The 18,836-nt window shown below is 63.7% G+C and carries 15 protein-coding genes and 1 tRNA gene; 9 read left to right on the top strand and 7 right to left on the bottom strand.

Going from position 1 to position 18,836, the window contains the following annotated elements; genetic code table 11:
* Nucleotides 1–33 precede the first annotated feature (33 nt).
* A tRNA-Arg gene (locus FJ988_RS11790) sits at nucleotides 34–110 on the top strand.
* 118 nt (nucleotides 111–228) lie between these two features.
* Here FJ988_RS11790 and FJ988_RS11785 read toward each other — a convergent pair.
* The 5 genes from FJ988_RS11785 to FJ988_RS11765 form a co-directional block, all read right to left on the bottom strand.
* Complete coding sequence (locus tag FJ988_RS11785; protein ID WP_140817671.1) at nucleotides 229–1,551, bottom strand: HlyD family type I secretion periplasmic adaptor subunit; 1,323 nt, start codon at nucleotides 1,549–1,551, stop codon at nucleotides 229–231.
* Complete coding sequence (locus tag FJ988_RS11780; RefSeq protein WP_246688517.1) at nucleotides 1,536–3,494, bottom strand: type I secretion system permease/ATPase; 1,959 nt, start codon at nucleotides 3,492–3,494, stop codon at nucleotides 1,536–1,538. The genes FJ988_RS11785 and FJ988_RS11780 overlap by 16 nt, the downstream gene beginning before the upstream one ends.
* Nucleotides 3,495–3,572: 78 nt before the next feature.
* Complete coding sequence (locus FJ988_RS11775; RefSeq protein WP_140817669.1) at nucleotides 3,573–5,297, bottom strand: Ig-like domain-containing protein; 1,725 nt, start codon at nucleotides 5,295–5,297, stop codon at nucleotides 3,573–3,575.
* A gap of 1,095 nt (nucleotides 5,298–6,392) precedes the next feature.
* Nucleotides 6,393–6,773 (bottom strand): transposase, encoded by a 381-nt coding sequence (locus tag FJ988_RS11770; RefSeq protein ID WP_140817667.1) that lies wholly within the window; start codon nucleotides 6,771–6,773, stop codon nucleotides 6,393–6,395.
* Between the two features lie 269 nt (nucleotides 6,774–7,042).
* The gene (locus FJ988_RS11765; RefSeq protein ID WP_140817665.1) at nucleotides 7,043–8,515 is read right to left on the bottom strand and encodes a PLP-dependent aminotransferase family protein; all 1,473 of its coding nucleotides are present in this window, start codon (nucleotides 8,513–8,515) and stop codon (nucleotides 7,043–7,045) included.
* 520 nt (nucleotides 8,516–9,035) lie between these two features.
* On the opposite strand from FJ988_RS11765, the gene iolE reads away from it, so the two are divergent.
* From iolE to FJ988_RS11720, 8 genes are read left to right on the top strand one after another with little or no spacing between them, the layout of a single operon-like run.
* Nucleotides 9,036–9,947: a myo-inosose-2 dehydratase gene (gene iolE / locus FJ988_RS11755; protein ID WP_140817663.1), complete on the top strand. Its 912-nt coding sequence runs from the start codon at nucleotides 9,036–9,038 to the stop codon at nucleotides 9,945–9,947.
* Between the two features lie 27 nt (nucleotides 9,948–9,974).
* Nucleotides 9,975–11,072, top strand: coding sequence for an ABC transporter ATP-binding protein (locus tag FJ988_RS11750; RefSeq protein WP_140817661.1), 1,098 nt, complete (start codon nucleotides 9,975–9,977; stop codon nucleotides 11,070–11,072).
* Nucleotides 11,069–12,382, top strand: a complete 1,314-nt coding sequence (locus FJ988_RS11745) for an extracellular solute-binding protein (protein ID WP_140817658.1) — start codon at nucleotides 11,069–11,071, stop codon at nucleotides 12,380–12,382. The genes FJ988_RS11750 and FJ988_RS11745 overlap by 4 nt, the downstream gene beginning before the upstream one ends.
* Nucleotides 12,382–13,287, top strand: a complete 906-nt coding sequence (locus FJ988_RS11740) for a carbohydrate ABC transporter permease (protein ID WP_181183509.1) — start codon at nucleotides 12,382–12,384, stop codon at nucleotides 13,285–13,287. The genes FJ988_RS11745 and FJ988_RS11740 overlap by 1 nt, the downstream gene beginning before the upstream one ends.
* Nucleotides 13,284–14,102 (top strand): carbohydrate ABC transporter permease, encoded by an 819-nt coding sequence (locus FJ988_RS11735; RefSeq protein ID WP_140817654.1) that lies wholly within the window; start codon nucleotides 13,284–13,286, stop codon nucleotides 14,100–14,102. Before FJ988_RS11740 ends, FJ988_RS11735 begins: the two co-directional genes overlap by 4 nt.
* A 60-nt stretch (nucleotides 14,103–14,162) precedes the next feature.
* Nucleotides 14,163–15,155, top strand: a complete 993-nt coding sequence (iolG, locus tag FJ988_RS11730; protein ID WP_140817652.1) for an inositol 2-dehydrogenase — start codon at nucleotides 14,163–14,165, stop codon at nucleotides 15,153–15,155.
* Nucleotides 15,156–15,185: 30 nt separating this feature from the next.
* Nucleotides 15,186–16,124, top strand: a complete 939-nt coding sequence (locus tag FJ988_RS11725; protein WP_140817650.1) for a sugar phosphate isomerase/epimerase — start codon at nucleotides 15,186–15,188, stop codon at nucleotides 16,122–16,124.
* Between the two features lie 14 nt (nucleotides 16,125–16,138).
* Entirely contained in the window at nucleotides 16,139–16,450 is a 312-nt protein-coding gene (locus FJ988_RS11720) for a hypothetical protein (RefSeq protein WP_140817648.1), read from the top strand.
* Nucleotides 16,451–16,453: 3 nt separating this feature from the next.
* On the opposite strand, the gene FJ988_RS11715 is transcribed toward FJ988_RS11720, so the two are convergent.
* Nucleotides 16,454–17,254, bottom strand: a complete 801-nt coding sequence (locus FJ988_RS11715; protein WP_140817646.1) for a class I SAM-dependent methyltransferase — start codon at nucleotides 17,252–17,254, stop codon at nucleotides 16,454–16,456.
* An 83-nt stretch (nucleotides 17,255–17,337) separates the two neighbouring features.
* Complete coding sequence (locus tag FJ988_RS11710) at nucleotides 17,338–18,768, bottom strand: ROK family protein (RefSeq protein ID WP_140817644.1); 1,431 nt, start codon at nucleotides 18,766–18,768, stop codon at nucleotides 17,338–17,340.
* Nucleotides 18,769–18,836 lie beyond the last annotated feature (68 nt).

Below are 18,836 nucleotides of genomic sequence, written 5' to 3'. Positions count from 1 at the left end.
CACCGGCTGGTTCGTTTTCCGGTTCCCCGGGAAGCACCCGTAGCTCAGCTGGATAGAGCGCTGCCCTCCGAAGGCAGAGGTCACAAGTTCGAATCTTGTCGGGTGCGCCACTAAATATCTGCAATCATTGCGATATTTCTTATGAGACTCTTGGAGGATTGTCCCCTCACATTCCGGGTAACACGGGGGTAACACCGAATCTGGATTTGGACGTCAGCGAGGGATTTTCTACCGCTCCTTGAATGCAAGCTCTGCCTGGTCCATCAGCGGCTTGGTCAAGTACGACAATGCCGTTCTTGCCGACGTCTCGATGAATACCTCGACAGGCATGCCAGGCACCAATTTGGAAGATCCCAACTTCGCCAACTCCCCAGGCTTGGGGGCAACACGAACCGTGTAATAGCTGGCTCCGGTCCGCTGATCTTGGGTGAGATCGGCGGAAACCATGGTCAATGAACCCTCGATTTCGGGGGTGGTCTTTTGATTGAAAGCGGGAAACCGCATCGTCGCAATCTGACCGGGATAGACCTGATCGATGTCGCGCGTCGCGATCTTGACCTCGATCGCAAGCGCATCCCCGTCCGGAACGATCAGCATGATCTGCTCGCCTGGCGCGATCACGCCCCCGACGGTGTGCACCGCTAACTCATGAACACGACCGCTCTGGGGTGCCCGGATGTCGATCCGATTAAGCTGGTCCACGGCAGCCGTTTTCCGTTCAGATAGCTCCGAAAGCTTGGAGCGCGTTTCGATCAAATCCTTGCCGACCTCGGCTCGCAGGTCCTGATCGATCTGTATGATCTGAAGCTGGATTTCCGCGATCTTGCCTTTGGATTGGGCGATCGTTGCCGTCAGTTGGCCGCGCTCGCCTTCGAGACGAGCCGCTTCGCGTTCCAACGACGTCAGCCGTTCGATCGGAACAAGCTTCTTTTGCCACAGCGCGCGGACTCCATCGAGTTCCTTGTGGATCAGATCGGTTTCCTTCTGATTGGCTTCGATCTGTCCCGTGTAGCCCTTGATTTCATCCTGCAGCTGTGTGACTCGCTCCTTCAATTGGGCCTTTTGGCCGGCCCTCGCCTCCAGACGCATCTTGAATAGAGCCCTTTCCGCAGCGATAGCATGTGCTGCCTCCGCCTCCGAGGCGGCGTCGCGGCTTCGTTCGATCAATGCCGCCGGAAACACGATCTGTTCGGCATTGTCCCGCTCCGCCTCGAGGCGGGCCTCACCTGCGAGCAGCTCATCTACGCTCTGGGTGACAATTGTGGCGTTGGCCAGCGTCTGCGTCTTGTCGAGCCGAATTAGGATATCTCCGGCACTGACGTGATCGCCTTCGCGCACGCGCAATTCTCCCACGATGCCGCCCGTGGCATGCTGAACCTTCTTGACGCTGGAATCGACGACGACAATGCCCTGGCCGATTACGGCGCCAGATAGCCGCGAAGTCGCCGCCCAACCGCCGATCCCGAACGTCACAAAGGCAAAGATCAACATGCCGACGATTATGTACCGTTGGATAGATCGAAGCGCCGGGGGTATCAGTTCGCCTTCCACTGCGCCCCTCCCTTGCCCTCGGCAACCACCCTCAGCGGTACGGCCGGATGCAAGACCCTTCTTAGTACCTCTTCCCTTGGCCCGAATGATTGCACATTGCCATCGCCGACGACCAGGACGTGACTGACACCTTCAAGTGCCTTTGGCCGATGGGCGACCACGACGGCGATGCCACCACGACGCCGAACACTCAGGATCGCTTCCGTCAGCGCATCCTCGCCCTCGGAATCCAGGTTCGACGTCGGCTCATCGAGAACGACCAAGAACGGATTCCCGTAGAATGCCCTGGCCAGACCGATGCGCTGGCGTTGGCCTGACGACAAGGCCATTCCCCCCTCACCGACGCGCGTTTGATACCCATCGGGCAATGAGAGAATTAGATCGTGCACGCCCGCAGCCTTCGCAGCGTCCAGGATCGCCGCTGCAGTCGCGCTCGCATCGAAACGAGCCAAGTCGAGACGAGCGATATTGAGGGCTATGCTGCCGTCGAACAATTCGATGTCCTGAGGCAGATAGCCAATGTGCCTGCCCAGCGACTCGGAGGACCGGTGCTCGAGCACGGCATTATCGAGCTTGATTTTGCCCCGCACATGCGGCCAGACCCCTACCAGCGCCCGCGCAAGGGTGGATTTACCGGCACCGCTTGGGCCTATCACGCCGACCGCCTCGCCGCTTTGCATCGAGAACGACACGTTGGACAGCAGTGGTTTTTCGGAACCTGGAGCTGCGACGTAGAGGTTCTCGACCGCCAGCGCCCCAGTGGGCTGGGGCAATGCAAGCGGTTCCTCCTGGCGGGGTAGGAGTTTGAGCAGATGATCCAGCCGCTCGCTGGACTGGCGCGCGGCGATGAATCCCTTCCAGTTGGCAATCGCAATTTCAACCGGGGCGAGCGCGCGAGCCGTCAGAATTGAGCTCGCTATGATTATGCCGGCGGTCGCTTCCTGGTTGATGACCAGGTAAGCACCAACCGAAAGGACCAACGATTGGAGAAGCGAGCGGAAGGTCTTCGAGACTGAGCCAAGCCCGCTTGCAATATCGCTCGATGTTTCGTGAGCCGCGAGATATTTCTGATTGACGTCCTGCCAGCGCAATGCCGCCTGACGCCGCATGCCCATAGCCTGCAGGACCTCTGCGTTACGCCTTCCTTCCGCGGCCAATGCGTTCCGCAAGACAGCGTGTCGTGAAGATGCCTTGGCCGGTCCCCGAGTTCGCGCGTCCGTGAGAACCGTCAGTCCTACAAGGACGACGCCGCCTGCCAGAGCGGTCACACCGATCCAGAAATGGAAGAGAAAGCAGATGGCCAGGTAGATCGGCATCCACGGCAGATCGAATAAGGCAGTCGGACCGCCACTGGACAGGAAACTGCGGACTTGATCAAGATCGCGCAGCGGCTGCAGGCCATCACCGTCGCCGCGCGTCTTCAGAGGTAGCCTGACGAGCGCGTCGTAGACTCGCAGCCCCAGCCTTTCGTCGAGATAGCGGCCGATACGCACGCTGATCCGGTTCCTGACCAGATCGAGCCCGCCTTGCAGCAGGTACAGCATCGTCGCAAGGACCAAGAGCGCGACGAGCGTCGGAACGCTGTGTCCCGGCAGGACACGATCATATACTTGAAGCATGAAAAAAGAGCCGTTCAGCATCAGAAGGTTGCTGAGGCCGCTGAACAGGGCGAGAGCCCAGAAGATTCGGCGACAAGACACGAGAAATGTGGAGATTTCCGAGCGGGGCTCCTCGAACTTCGCATTCGACCAGCCGTCGCCGGAGAATACCCGGCGGCGGAGGGCTTCGAGGGCCCCAACGAAAAAGGTCTTGGTCTCTGCAAGGCGTGAGCGCCCCCCTCCAGCCAACGCGGCCAATGCTGTGGCTGCCATCCGCAGGCGCGAAAGTTTGATCGAATTGAGATTTGCCGCCGGCGGAATTTCCCGCCCCTCAGAGACAGTCATGGCTCTTGCCTTTGCCAGGTGCTTACTTTGGAGAGGCGCGATCGCGAGATCGCGCCTCGATGGCTCCTGGGGCTGGCTCTACACGAAGTGGAAGTCGTGGCTGTCCAGAGCGCTTAGCTTGACATTCTTCAGGGTAAGGGTGTCAGAGCCCGATGAGATGACCACATCGTGGCCAGCCTGGGTCGCATGATCAAGGACACTCGCAAAGCTGTCAAAGACGCTCTTGCTGAACTGCAATGTATCATGGTGACGTCCGATGGCATCGAAGTCCTTGATGACGTCCTTGCCGAAGTTCGCGGCAAACACGAACGTGTCATCACCACCTTTTCCAACGAATCGATCGTTGCCCGTGGTGCCTGTCAGGGTGTCGCTTCGAGTCGACCCGGTTATTGTATGCTCTGAACCGGAGTGGCCCGGATCGGTAGGTGTTGGCTGCGTAGGCGTCGAGCCCGAGACAGTAACCGCCGCTGCCGAGGAAGCCTTACCGGTGTTACCGGCGACATCCGTCGCAGTGGCCGTAAAACTGTGGCTGCTGACGGACAACGCCTTGGTGCTATAGCTCCAGGCGCCATTGGCATCGGCAGTGGCAGTGCCGATCTTGGTCGTACCGTCGAAGACCGTCACGGTGCTGTTGGCTTCAGCGGTGCCTTTCAGTGTCTCGACATGCGTTTTCGCCAGGTCGGCCGCGGAAGTCGATGCCACAATCGTCGGGGCCGATGGTACGGCGGTATCGACTTTTACCAGCAGCGGCGCCGATGTTTCGGTGGCCGTCGAGGTCGCCCCCTGCGAGCCCGCAATCGCTGCACCATCAGTGTTGATCGGGAGCAGAGCCCCCGTCGTGTCGATGTTTCCGCCAAGCGTCGTTGTCCCCGGGTCAGCTTCGACATATCCGTATGCGCCTGCAAGGTCGAATGTGTTATTCGATACCTCGTTGCCGCTGCCGTGGCCCAAAAAATAGACAGTGTAGGCCCCGCCTTTGAGAAGATTGTTGGATATTTCAATGTTGCTCGCGTCAAGCGATATGAAAGCCGAAGTAGACGGGAAAGAGGTCATGTCGATGGTATTGTGTATAATGGTTCCGCTCGTGAGCGGAGTCGCCCCGATATTACTACCGGGGACCTGAATCCCATCAATATGCGCAACGTCGGGGGGGACACCCATATTATTAGAGAGGTTGTGGATATAGTTGCCCTCAATTATGGCATGCTGCCCTTCAAGCCAGATACCATTCTCGGCGTTGCTGATATCACTGAAACGAATGGTTGTATTATCACCCTGTCCTACGCGACCATTAGGGTTGATATCGACCGCGTTCAATGAATTGTGGCCTATAACATCACAATACTCCATCGTGGCGCCGGTGGACTCGAATGAAACGTTTCCCGTGATTCGACAGTCCACAAGCTTCACATTCGGGGCGGTGATCACCACATCGCCGGTAATATCAAGGCCGCTGACAACAGCCCCGGCTGTGTTGATCGTGAGGTCGCCAGACGGCTTGAGAGTCACGCCATCACGCACGCCAGTTGTTGACGCATTGGGAAATCCGGAAGTCGTGCTGCTGCTAGCCCCAGTGGTTGCAGCCGTGAAGCTGTGACCGCCGTCCGACAACTTGCCGGTTGTGAAGTCCCATGCCCCACTGGAGTTTGTGGTCGCGCTGCCCAGCAACGTCGTGCCGTCATACACCTTCACCGTGGTATTGGCCGCAGCCGTGCCGGTCAGCGTGAGCGTGTTCTTGTTTGTGATGCCATCGCCGATAATCGCGCTGTCGGGCGAGAAGGAAGTGATTGATGGGGTGTCCATGTGGCTACTACCTCTTTCTTGATTTTTCTCCGCCCAATTTTGTCGTGGGGTGCGCCTGATGGAGTAACAGAGGTAAACGCGAAGGGCGTCGTCCAACTGCCGACCCCACTAACGAACGGTTGTTTCGACCCGCAACTCACAAGAAGTAACCGACTATTACAGTTGGCCGTCACAACTTCGACGAAATGCGCATGTCGTTAGTTTCGACTCTGCCGTATAAGCGCCAGCTGCGCGGGCTCGTCCTGAGTGTTGACCCTTAAATTATTGCTCCGATACTGGGGACAGTCTTCCCAGAAAAATCGATACCCCCAGGGCAACTCGGCTGGTAAGTCGGGTATCAGGTGGCGGCGGTTCAGGCGCATGCTCGCCAAGGGCGCAGCGCTCGTTCGCGAGTCGGGTGGGCAGGACGCAAGATCCGGATCGCTGGCGCTTACGGTTTTTGCCGGGACTCGCCCGGATCTGGCGGGGGTGGAGGGGCACGCACCAGCGGGCGTTGCTGGCCTGGCGATCCCCCCTAAACACTAAGCCGTCTGCCCTCTCACGCGTCGCCTGGAGGCACAGTCCACGAGCACAGCAGGATCGTATGCGACGGCGAATGACCACAATCGGTCCACGCGGAACGCGGGGGGCAGCTCGCAGGGCGGTCCAGCCGCACAATCTCGATCGCAGGCCTTGGATTTTAGGGCCCAACAGGTAGCATATGAGCATTGCGGCATTCGGGCCGCCGCGGCTGGCTCTCGCAGGCCTGACCGCGACGCCGGAGTGCCACCGCCTGTCCCACATTTTTGGTAGCGCGTCCCGCACGTCTCGACGCTGATCGTGAACGCGCGAAGCGTCCATGGCGAAATCGTGACTTTCCAGGAACTGCTTAAGAAAGCGTTCACACCTGATTGATCAATTTATTTATCGACAATCCACGCCAAGCCTAGACGGGTGGCTGCACGGCTAAGTTGGGCCGGCGCGACGAATCACCTGTCGGCCTTTCATGTGTTCCCGCCGGCAGCCAGATGTTGGCAGGTAGTTGTTGCGATCTCTCTCGACTGGCAGACACGGCGGCGGTCAAGTCGTGGCAGCATTTTAGCTGCGGAGCTGAGTTCAGCCGAGGTCATTGCGCCGACGCCTGAACTGCTGGAGGGCTTTCCGGATCGCCTCCAACTCAAATTGCTGCCGTCTGAATTTGCGCTCGAGCTCAGCGATCCGTCGATGCGCGTTGGACTGCAATGCTTCCGCAGCACCGGCCCCGGACTTCACCTGCCTGTGTGGTGCAGGAGGGCGGCCCGGCCCGCGAAGTGCTGGCGGCCCTCCGGCCATAAAGGTCGCGCGCCATCTGTAGAGGTCCTTGCGCAGAACATTCAATTCGGCGGAAAGGGTGGTGACATTCTCGCCGGCGAGCATGCGCATGACCGCCGCAACCTTTTCCTCGCGACTAAACTTGCGCGCCTTTTTAGTCATGATTTCTACGAGAGTGTCCGCCATTTGTCTCTGCGCTGGAAATTGGGGCCGCTCGGCTCCTTGCGCATTTTAGGCGCTATTTCGGTGCAATCGATCCACGCATTCATGTGCTTTTTAGGCAGCCTGACCCCTCATGTTTAGGACAGCCGTCGACAGCTCAGCTACGCCTTTCGGATTAACGGCCTAAGGCGGTGCCGTCCGCCTCGCATTCGCGGGCAAGCTTGATCAGCCTGAAACAGGTTTAAGGATGCCCAAGAGCTGATGGTCCTTGAACCGCGGACCGAGAGCCACCCTCACCCCAGCGCCTCCCCTATCGCTTGCGCCAGCCTCTCCACCCCATCCCGCATCTGCGCCGCGTCACACGCCGCATAGCCCAGCACCAGCCCTTGCGTCGGCGCCGTGTTCTGGAAGTATTTCGACAGCGGCGAGACGTTGATCGCTCTTCTTGCCGCCGCGTGGCTGACCTTGATGTCGTCGATGCCCTCCCTCAGATAGCCCACCACCTGGATGCCGGCTTCGGCGGGTGAGAGGGTGATTTCGTCGCGCAGGCGCTCGGCGACGATGTCGCGGAAGAGCTGGCGGCGCTGGGCGTAGATGCGGCGCATGCGCTTCAGGTGCCGGCTCATATGGCCTTCGGTGATGAAATCCGCGAGTGCTGCCTGCAACAGCAGCGGCGCGAACTGGCCGGTGGTGGAGAGCGCGTTGACGATGCGGCCGGCGAGCTCGATGGGCAGCACCATGAAGCCGACGCGCAACGCCGGGAACAGGAGTTTGGCGAAGGTGCCGACATAGATGACGCGGCCGGAGCGGTCCATGCTCTGGATCGCCGGCACGGGGCGGCCCTGAAAACGATATTCGCCGTCGAAATCGTCCTCGATCACCCAGGCGTTGGCGGTCTCGGCGATGTCGAGCAGGCGCAGCCGCTCCTCCATGCGCATGGTGATGCCGAGCGGATGCTGGCAGGCCGGCGTCACATAGATGAGGCGGGGCGCAGGGTCCGGCATGTCGAGACGCCAGCCGCGATCCTGGTCGACCGGGATGGGCGCGATCCTGGCGCCGGCCACGGTGAATGCGGCCTTGGCGCCGTAATAGCCGGGCTCTTCCATCCAGACGGTGTCGCCGGGGTCGAGCAAAAGCCGCGCCAGGAGATCGAAGGCGGCCTGCGCGCCGGTGGTGACGACGATCTGCTCCGGCCGGCAGCGCACGCCGCGCGCGGAGTAGAGATAGCCGACGATCGCCTCCTTCAGCGCCGGGTGGCCGGTGACGTCATAGGTGCCGAACAGCGTCTCGCCGCCATGGCTGGCGCGGCGCGCCACCAGCCGGCCCCAGACGCCGAAGGGAAAGCTCGACGCATCCGGCATGCCCGGGTGGAAGGCGACGTGGCCCGGCCTGCCGTGGTGGCAGGGCTGGCTGAGCAGCTCCTCGCCGCGCCGCGAGGGCGCGCGCAGCGGCATCGGGGGCGCCTCGCGCGGTGTTTCGCGCGGGCCGTCAGGCAAGTCGACGATCACCGGCCGCGCGCCCTGGCGGTTGGCGAGATAGCCTTCGGTGACGAGCTGGTCGTAGGCGGCGACGATGGTGTTGCGGCCAAGGCCGAGCTCGGCGGCCAGCGCGCGGGTGGAGGGAAGCTCGGAGCCCGGGGGCAGCGCGCGGTTGCGGATGATGGCGACGAGGCCGTGATAGAGCTGGCGCGACAGGTGCTCGGGGCTGGCGCGGTTCACGGTGAGCATGTCGAGGGGGAAGGGTTGCGGTTTGGGGTGGGGGCGCATGGGGTTAGCCTCGCCCGAGGGCGATGCGGTTGCCGCGTGCTGGCCTTCCAAGTCGAGTTCTTTCGCGCCCCCCTCTGTCCTGCCGGACATCTCCCCCACGAGGGGGGAGATTGGCAGCTTCGCCGCCTCGCTCTTTCCTGCGGCGCTTGTGATTGGCGAAAGCCGGCGCGCAATCGATCGCCCCCCTCGTGGGGGAGATGCCGGGCAGGGCAGAGGGGGGCGCCTCGCGCCGGACAATCGATTTTCCCATCCGCCCATCCTGCCACACCCGTCTCCCAGCACAACTGGTTCCTTCATTTTCTCGAAAACTGGACCTCGCGATGGAGACAGAGCGGGATAGACTTCTCATCGTGACGCTGGGGTAAGACGTCGACACTGATACAGTCGGGCAAGGCGCCGGGAGGGCGTTTTTCTTCGACCAAGAATGGGCGGGGCATCGTACCCAGCCGCCATAAGCCAAAACCATCTCCTCCCAAGACCAACCCCCGCGGCCATCCGGCCGCGGGGCGGAAAGTGTGCAATGACCACAGTTCGACTTGGCATCAACCCGATCACCTGGACCAATGACGACGTGCCGGAACTGGGCGGCGACACGCCGCTCGAGACCTGCCTGAGCGAAACCGCGCAAGCGGGCTATGCCGGCACCGAGCTTGGCGGCAAGTTTCCGCGCGAGAGCCGCGCGCTCAGGCCCATCCTCGACCAATACGGGCTGGCGCTGGTTTCCGGCTGGTATGACGGCCGCATCTGCGAGAAAGATGTCGACGAGGAATTCGAGGCGATCCGGCCGCATCTGACCTTGCTGCGCGATCTCGGCGCCAGGCATGTCGTCTATGCAGACACCTCGCGCGGCCGGCATGGCGCGATCCACGATCCGATCTCGCAGCGGCCGAAGCTTCTTGCCGGGGAGTGGAAGCCCTACGGCGAAAAGATCACCCGGCTCGCCGAACGTTTTGCTGATTTCGGCGTCGGCATGGCCTTCCATCACCACATGGGCACCATCGTCGAGACCGACGACGAGATCGGCAGGCTGATGCACAATACCGGCGAGGCGGTCGGGCTGCTCTACGACACCGGCCACTGCGCCTTTTCCGGCGGCGACCCGGAACGGCTGTTGCGCCGGCATGTCGAGCGCGTCGTCCACGTGCATTGCAAGGATGTGCGCCCGGCGATGCTGAAGAAGGCGCGCGAGAAAGACATGAGCTTCATGGGCGCGGTGATGGAGGGTATCTTCACGGTGCCAGGCGATGGGTCGCTCGACTATGCGACGCTGCTCAAGATCCTCGCCGACCAGGGCTATTCCGGCTGGCTGGTTGTCGAGGCCGAGCAGGACCCGGCCAAGGCGCATCCCTTGACCTATGCGACGATGGGGTATCGCAATCTGAAGAAACTCGCCGAAGGCGCCGGATTCTACGTGCACGAGCGCAAGGCCTGAAGGCAGAATGGGGCGCCGGGGAGGGCGATGAGTTCGGTCCTGTACAGAAGCGTGGTCAAGAATTTCGGCGCGCTCAACGTGCTGCGATCGCTCGACCTTGCCGTGCCGGACCACAAGTTCCTCGCCTTGCTCGGGCCGTCGGGCTGCGGCAAGACGACGGCGCTGCGCATCCTGGCCGGGCTCGACATGCCGACATCCGGCAAGGTCTTCATCGGCGAGCGCGACGTGACACGGCTGCAGCCGCGCGACCGCGACATCGCCATGGTGTTCCAGAGCTACGCGCTCTATCCGCAGATGACGGTGGGCGACAATATCGGCTATCCGCTGTGGATCCGCGGCATGGCGGATGCCGCGCGCAAGGCCAAGATCGACGAGGTCGCGGCCATCCTCGAGATCGGCCATTTGCTCGACCGCCGGCCGCGCCAGTTGTCCGGCGGCCAGCGGCAGCGCGTCGCGTTGGCGCGCGCCATCGTGCGCGACCCGGCGGCCTTCCTGATGGACGAGCCGCTCTCCAATCTCGATGCGCGGCTCAGGCTCACCATGCGCGGCGAGATCAAGCGGCTCTGCCAGCGGCTCAGCGCCACCACCATCTATGTCACGCATGACCAGGTCGAGGCGCTGACCATGGCCGATCTCGTCGCCGTCATGCATGGCGGCGAATTGCAGCAGATGGCGCCGCCGATCGAGATCTACGACCGCCCGGCCAACCGCTTCGTCGCGACCTTCGTCGGCAATCCGCCGATGAACATCCTGCCGGCCGCGCTTGCCGAGCAAGGCGTGATGGCGGGCGGCAAACTCGTCCCGCTGGAGCGGACGCGGGTCACCGCATGCCGGCTGGCCGAGATCGTCGAGATCGGGCTGAGACCCGAGGATTGCAGCGTTGCCCCATCCGACGCGCCGGGCGCGCTGCCCGGCGAAATCTACGTCGTCGAGCCGATGGGCAACGAGACGCTGGTCAATGTCCGGCTGGAGGGCGGCAACGTCCAGGTGCGCGCCGGGCGCGATTTCCGGGGTGTGGTGGGTGAAAGCATCGGCGTCGCCTTCGACCCGGCGAACGCCTGTTTCTTCAATTCGGCCGGCCTCACCGCCGTCCATAGGGTCAACAACAATGGGAGAGTGACATGATGCATTCCAGCAGACTTACTCGCCGCTCCGTCATCAAAGGCGGGCTGGTGCTGGCCTTGGCTACCACGGCCCTGACCACGCTCGGCCTGCCGCTGCCGGCCAGGGCAGCCGGCAAAAAGGTCATCATCGGCGCCTTCGCCGATGGCGGCCTGACGCCGTTCAAGGAAAAGATCATCCCGCTGGCCAAGGAGCAGGGCTTCGACATCGAGTTCCTCGAAGACGAATATGGCGTGACGCTGGAGAAGTGGTTCGCCGACGCCCATAGCGGCGCCGGCCAGTACGACCTCTATCTGCTCGACGACCCGTGGGTGCCGCAGTTCGGCGCCGCCAACGTGCTGGAAGACCTCGGCGCCGGCGGCATCGATGGGGCCGACAAGGACTGGATCGGCTCGATGATCGACATGGGCTACTGGCCGCCGCAGCAGGGGCCGCGCGTCAAGGGTTTCGAAAACGCCAAGCCGACGCTGATCTGCGTGCCCTTCGTCGGCGATTTGCAGACGCTCACCTATCGCAACGACGTCTTCACCGGCGGCGCGCCCAAGACCTGGGACGAGGTGATCGCCAAGGGCAAGGAAGGCGTCGCGGCCGGCAAGATCAAGTATCCGGTCGTCTTCCGCGGCGTCTCCGGCAACCCGATCGTCACCAGCTGGTATCCGATCTTCCTGTCGTTCGGCGGCTCGTTCTTCGACGACAAGTGGAACCCGATCTTCAATTCGGCCGAGGGCAAGGCTTCGGCCGACTTCTTCGTCGGCACGATGAAGCAGAACGCGCCGAGCGGGGTGGTCGAGTTCGATTCCGACCAGGAGGGCGCGGCGATCCTCGGCGGCGAAGCCGGCGCCATCATCCAGTATTCGGGCAACGCGCTGAAGGCCGACGACCCGGCGCAGACCAAGGTGGCGGGCAAGCTCGATTTCGGCGTCGTGCCGAAACAGGAGAAGGCGATCGCACAGATGGGTATCTTCATCGCCGGCGTGCCGAAATCGGCGCCCAACAAGGCGAACTCGATCGAGTTCCTGAAATGGTATGTCAGCGCCGAAACCCAGGCGAAGCTTTCGGAAGCGGGCTCCATTCCGGTCAAGCGCAGCGCCTTCGGCATCGCCAAGCCGGGCAACCGGCTGATCCCGGTCGCGCTGCAGCAGCTCGACGCCGGCGCGCTGCCCAGGCCGCGCACGCCGGACTGGGCGAAGGTCGAGGAACTGCTCGGCATCGAGCTCAACAAGGCGCTGCAGGCCGGCTCCGGTGGCGGCGCTGCGCTCGACACGGCCGCCAAGCAGGTCAAGGATTATCTGACCACGGCCGGCTACTACTGATGCAAGGGGAAACGCAGGCGCGCAAACATCGCCTGCAGGGGGCGGGGCTCGACCTCGCCCTCCCCTATCTCATGCTGGCGCCGGGCCTGATGATCGTGCTCGGCGTGCTGGTCTATCCGCTTTGGGACGGGCTGCGCGCGAGCGCAAAGGCCTACCGCTACGGCTCACCGGTCGCCGATGTCGGCCTGCAGAACTATGTGCGCCTGTGGAGCGACGCGCAGTTCCTGAACTCGCTCTGGGTGACGGTGAAGTTCGTCGCGCTGTCGGTGTCGCTCGAGGCGGTGCTCGGCTTCGCGCTGGCGCTTTTCTGCCTGCATGAGTTCCGCGGCATCCGCCTGCTCAGGACGGTGCTGATCATCCCGATGGTGATCACGCCGGTGGTCGTCGCCATCGTCTTTCGCCTGATCTATGCCAGTGACGCCGGCATGCTGACGGCGCTGTCGGAGGCGATGGGCGGCGGCGCGGTGCAGATCCTCGGCAGTCCGCTCAAGGCCTTCATCGGGCTTGTCGTGCTCGACGTGTGGGAATGGACACCGCTGATGTTCCTGATCCTGCTCGCCGGTCTGCAATCGCTGCCGCACGAGCCCTTCGAGGCGGCGCGCGTCGACGGCGCCGGCGCCTGGCGCGTCTTCGCCGACCTCACCTTCCCGATGATGCGGCCGGTTCTGGCTGTCGCCATCGTGCTCCGCACCATCGACGCCTTCGGCACTTTCGACCAGGTTTTCGTCTTGACCCGTGGCGGGCCGGGCGAGGCGACGAGGCTGATCTCCATCTACGGCTACGACACCGCGTTCAAATTCCAGCAGACCGGATACGCGGCGGCGCTGTTCGTGACGATCGGCCTCGTCGTGCTTGCGCTCGCCTTCAGCGCCATCAGGCTCTTGCGCAGGGTCGATGCGTCATGAGCACCCGTCTGGCGCGCATCCTCACCACCATTTTCATCCTGGCCGTCGTGCTGTTGCCGATCTACTGGCTGGTCTCGACGTCGCTCAAGTCCAACCGCGAGATCACCCAGGAAGGCACGCTCTATCCGCATGTGCCGACGCTCGACAATTATGTGCGGCTGTTCACCGAAAAGCAGTTCGGCTCCTATTTGACGAATTCGCTGGTAGTGACCTTCTTCTCGGTCGCCATCGCGCTCATCGTCGGCGCGATGGGCGCCTATGCGATCGCCAGGTTCCGCCTGCCTTTCGGCATGGAGCGCAAGGTCGGCCTGTTCCTCTTGACGCTGCGCATCATCCCGCCGGTGGTCATCCTGATCCCGGTCTACCTCCTGATGCTCAGCCTCGGCCTGCTCGACTCCTGGCTCGGGCTGATTGCCACCTACACTGCCTTCAACATCACCTTCTGCGTCTGGATGATGGAGAGCTTCTTCCGCGAGATCCCGGTCGATCTCGAGGAGGCAGCGATGGTCGACGGCGATTCGCGCTTCGGCGCCTTCCGCCGAATCACGCTGCCGCTGGCAGCACCTGGACTGGCGGCCACCGCCATCTTCGCGGTGCTGGTCACCTTCAACGAATTCCTCTTCGCGCTGGCGCTGACGGCGACGCCGCGGGCGATGACCATGCCGCGCGGCACCGCGACGCTGATCGGCCGCATCGACACCGACTGGGCCTCGATGTCGGCGGCCGGCGTCATCGGCGCGCTGCCGATCGTGTTCTTCGCACTGCTTGTGCAGCGGCATCTGGTGCGCGGGCTCACCATGGGCGCCGTGAAGTGACTGCCGGCCGGGCATGTTGAAACTGGCCGTCGCGGACGGCCCGACAGGAAAGTCGAACGCATGATGGATGTTTGTCTGTTCGGGGTGGGGCTGATCGGCCGCGTGCATGCTGGCAATCTGGCGCGGCATCCAAAGGTGAGGCTGCGCTACATCGTCGATCCTGTTCGCGAGGCGGCGGAAAAGGTCGCGGCTGTGACCGGCGCCGAGATCGCCGACACCGAAACGGTGATGAACGATCCGGCGGTGAAGATGGTGTTCATCGCCTCGGCGACGCGCACCCATGCCGAGCTCGCCATGGCCGCGGCGGCCAAAGGCAAGGCGATCTTCTGCGAGAAGCCGATCGATCTCGACCTCAAGCGCACCGACGAATGCCTGGCCGCGGTCGCGAAAGCCGACGTGCCGTTCCAGATCGGCTTTAACCGCCGTTTCGATCCGAGTTTTCGGGCGCTGAAGGAGCGTCTCACCGCCGGCGAGATCGGCGCCGTCGAGCAGGTCATCATCACCAGCCGCGACCCCGAGCCCGAAACCGAGGAAGCGCTGGCCGGAGGCGGCGGCGTTTTTCGCGAGATGACCATCCACGACTTCGACATGGCGCGGAACATGCTGGGCGAAGAGCCGGTCGAGCTCTTCGCGACCGGCTCTTCGCTGGTGGCGCCGCAGTACAAGAAGCTCGGCGACTACGACACCGCGATGTTCATCCTGCGCACGGCGTCGGGCCGGCAGTGCCACATCAACAACAGCGTCAGGGCCGCCTATGGCTATGACCAGCGCATCGAGGTGCATGGCGCCGACGGCATGCTGCAGGCCGGCAACCGGCTGCCGACCTCGGTGGAGATGTATGGCGGCAAGGGCATCTCGCGCGACAAGCCCTACTACTTCTTCGTCGAACGCTACGCGGAATCCTACGCCGCCGAGATCGATCATTTCATCACCTGCGTGGAGACCGGCAGCAAGCCGGCCGTCACCGCCAGCGATGGCCGCAAGGCGATGATCCTTTGCGAGGCGGCACTCGCCTCCGCCAAATCCGGCAGGTTCGAGCCTGTGAAGCTCTGAGCGGATCCGGCGTCAATTGGGAGTTCCGAGATGAAGATCGGCATGATCACCGACAGCCTGGGCAACCTGTCCTTCGACGAGATGCTGCGCGCCTCGGCCGAGCTCGGGCTGGAGACGCTGGAATTCGCCTGCGGCAACTGGTCGTCGGCGCCGCATATCGACCTGGCGGCCATGCTGGAGAGTGCGGCGACCCGCGCCGAATTCGTCGCCAAGGTCCGCGACCATGGGCTGACGATCGCGGCGCTCAACTGCTCGGGCAATCCGCTGCATCCGGGGCCGCAAGGCAAAAAACACCGCCAGGTGACCGAGGACACGATCCGGCTGGCGAGCCTGATGGGCATCGACCGCGTGGTGATGATGTCCGGCCTGCCCGGCGGCCCGGGCGACGCCAACCCCAACTGGATCATCACCGACTGGCCGCCCGAATGCGCCGACATCCAGCGCTATCAGTGGGACGACTGCATCATCCCCTACTGGCGCGATCTGGTGAAGTTCTCGAACAATCTCGGCATCGAAAAACTCTGCCTGGAACTGCATGGCCATCAGGCCGTCTACAATGTCCAGACGCTGTTTCGGCTGCGCGAGGCCGTCGGCGAGACGGTCGGCGCCAATTACGATCCGAGCCACCCGATATGGATGGGCGCCGACCCGATCGCCGCGGTGCGCAAACTCGGTTCCGCTATCTACTATGTCCACGCCAAGGATACGCGCGTCGAGCCGGTGCCTGCCGGCATCGACGGCGTGCTCGATGCGCGTCCGCCAAACCATTATGCAGAAAGGGCCTGGAACTACATCACGCTGGGCTACGGTCACGGCGAGACCTGGTGGCGGCAGTTCTGCACGGCGCTGAAGCAAGCCGGCTATGACGACGTGCTTTCGATCGAGCACGAGGACATGATGCTTTCGCCGACGGAAGGCATGCGCAAATCCGTGGCGCTGCTGCGCAACGTCGCCATCAATCTGGCTTAAGGCAGAGGCGGCCCATGGCAGATGCCGATTGGCTCGCGCTCGAGCGGGCTTACCGCAGATCGTCGCCGGCACGCGCCGGAAAGCCGATGCCGCCGCCGCAACTGGTCGCGGCACTTGCCTGCGAGCCGAAGCTGATCGGAAAGCATCCGGCGCTCGGCGAATTCCTGCGGACGCGATGGGCCGACGCCGCCTTCATGACGGCGGCCGGGATGGCCGAGACCGTCGGCCTGCCCACCACCACGCTGATCCGGCTGCTGGCGGCTCTCGGTTATCCGAATTTCCGCAGCTTTCGCGATGCGGTGCGGGCGCAGCTGCGATCACGCTGAGGATCAGGGCACGATTCCCCGGCAAGCCCAGGCGACGTTTGCGAACGAGCGTGGCCCATCGGACTGGCCGGCTTGGTAAGCGTCGCGAACGGCGGCTCCGACACGCGCCTGTTCGGCGGCGTCCAAAGTGGTCATGTATTTGCCAAGCGGCCCCTCGCCGGCGGCGATCGGCGCCCAGTAGTCGTCGAAGTTGTCGTAGTCCATCCGGACCATCAGCTCGGCCTCGGTGACGTCGGCAAGGCCTTGCTCGACAAAGGTCCGCTTCATCTCGCCGGGCTGCATCATCGGCTGGAAGCAGTAGCGGCTGCGCATCTGGCGGCCGCTTTCGCTAAGCGCGGCGACCGTGTCGATCATCATGCGCATGCCCGGCATGCCGCCATAATGGTCCCACACCACGGCCGCGACCACGCCGCCCGGCTTCACCACGCGGCGCATCTCGGCCACCGCCTTGCCGGTCTCCGGCACGAAGTGCAGCACCAGCAGAGCAAGGGCGCGGTCGAATGCTTTGTCGGCAAAGGGAAGCGCGGTGGCGTCGGCTTGGTTGAAGGTGATGCGCGGATCGCTGTTCTTCTCATTCGCCGCGGCGACGAAGACCGGCGAAAAGTCGATGGCCTGGATCTCGGCCAGATCGGCGGACCTCGCCAGCTCGAAGGTCAGGCTGCCGGTGCCACAGCCAACATCGAGGATTTTTTCGCCGCCGGCCAGGCCGGCGAAGTCGATGAATTTGGGCGCAAGCCTGCGGCTCCAGCGTCCCATCAACTGCTCGTAGCCAGAGGCTGCATGCACGGTGAAAATCGACGTCATCGCGTTCTCCCGGTGGCTGGGCGTCAGGCTAGACCATGACGGGGATTGCTGCCAAGCGATGACAGTTTCACGGACCGCGAGCGTTAGCCGTGCATCACTTCACGCAGCCATTGGCTGATGGCGTCGAAATCGATCGGCTTCGTCGTATCGACGTCGAACAGCGGGCCGCGCCTGAGCGGCTCGGCGCGTTTGGCGAGCTCGATCAGCTCGGGGATGTAGGCCGCGCCCGGGTGTCCCGGCAGGCGCTGGTCGAGGCGGGCGCGGTAGCGTTCGGCCAGCACCTCGCCCGGCGCGTGGCACCAGATCTCGGCGGTCTGGCCGACGCCGGCGCGCGCGAGGTGCTCTTCGAGCAGCTCGCGCGGCTGGAAACCGAACCAGGCGTCGACGACGAAAGTGGCGCCCGCCGGGGCCTCGCCGACGATCGACCAGATGGCGGCGTAGCTGGCGCGGCCGAGCCTGCGGTTGAACTCGCGATCGACCCCGTCGAGCACCGCAAGGAACGGGTTCTTCACGGTGTCGAGCGCTAGCAGCGGCCAGCCCATGCGCTCGACGATGCCGCGCGATACAGTGCTTTTGCCCGAGGCGGGAATGCCGTTGACCAGCACGGCGCGCCGGGCGCCGGCCGGCCTGGGCGATGCGGTTCCGGCGGCGAGCGCCTGGAGGCCGGAACCGATGACGCCGGCATCGTCGCCAAGCCGTGCCGCCTGCACCGGGGCCTGATACCAGGGCGCCAGCGCGGGCGCCCGGCCAAGCGCCTTGTGGGCGGCCTCGCCGAGCCCGCCGCCGAGCAGCACAAGGTCGGGGCTGAACATGGCGACCGCCGTGTCGATGGCAGAGCGCAGGGGTTTTGCCCAGGCGTCGAGTATGCGCTCCGCCACCGCATCGCCGGCAGCAGCGCGGACAAGCAACTGCTCGACGGTGATGTCGGCGCCGAGGCCGGCGCGGGCGATGTGACGGCCGAGCGCAGTGCCGGAACTCACTGTCTCGACGCAGCCGCGCCGGCCGCATTTGCAGGGCTCGCCGTCGGGGTCGACGCCGATATGGCCGAGCTGCCCGGCCGTGGCCGAGCCGCGCACGATCTTGCCGCCTTCGGCGACAGCGCCGCCGATGCCGGTGCCGATGGTGAACATGACAACATTGCCATGGCCCACAGCGGCGCCCAGGGCCATCTCGGCGACCAGCGCCATGTTGCAGTCATTGTCGACGACGACCGGCTTGCCGGCCATGCCCTCCAGCCGCGGCGCCAGCGCGACCGAGGCGAGATCGACATAGCCACCAGACAGCACAGCGCGGCGCTTTGCATCGACGCGGCCGGGAACGCCGACGCCGATGGCGGCAACGTCAGGGCCATCGAGCCTCTGTACCATCTCGGCGATGCGGCCGAGCACCAGTTCCGGATCGGGAGCGCTCTTTTCGGAAACGCGCCTGAGTATTTCACCCGAGCCCGAGACTAGGGCGGCACGCAGATTGGTGCCGCCGATATCGATCCCTATGGCCATCGACCTGTGTGGCATGGGTTGCGTGCCTGCTATGAAAAGCCAGTGCCTTGGAGCGGCTTCGGTAGCCCGCTCCGATGATCGCT

It is taken from the genome of Mesorhizobium sp. CU3 (genome assembly GCF_006442965.1).
In the GTDB taxonomy this organism is placed as follows: Bacteria; Pseudomonadota; Alphaproteobacteria; order Rhizobiales; family Rhizobiaceae; genus Mesorhizobium.
This window is presented reverse-complemented; position numbering and strand designations above follow the sequence as displayed.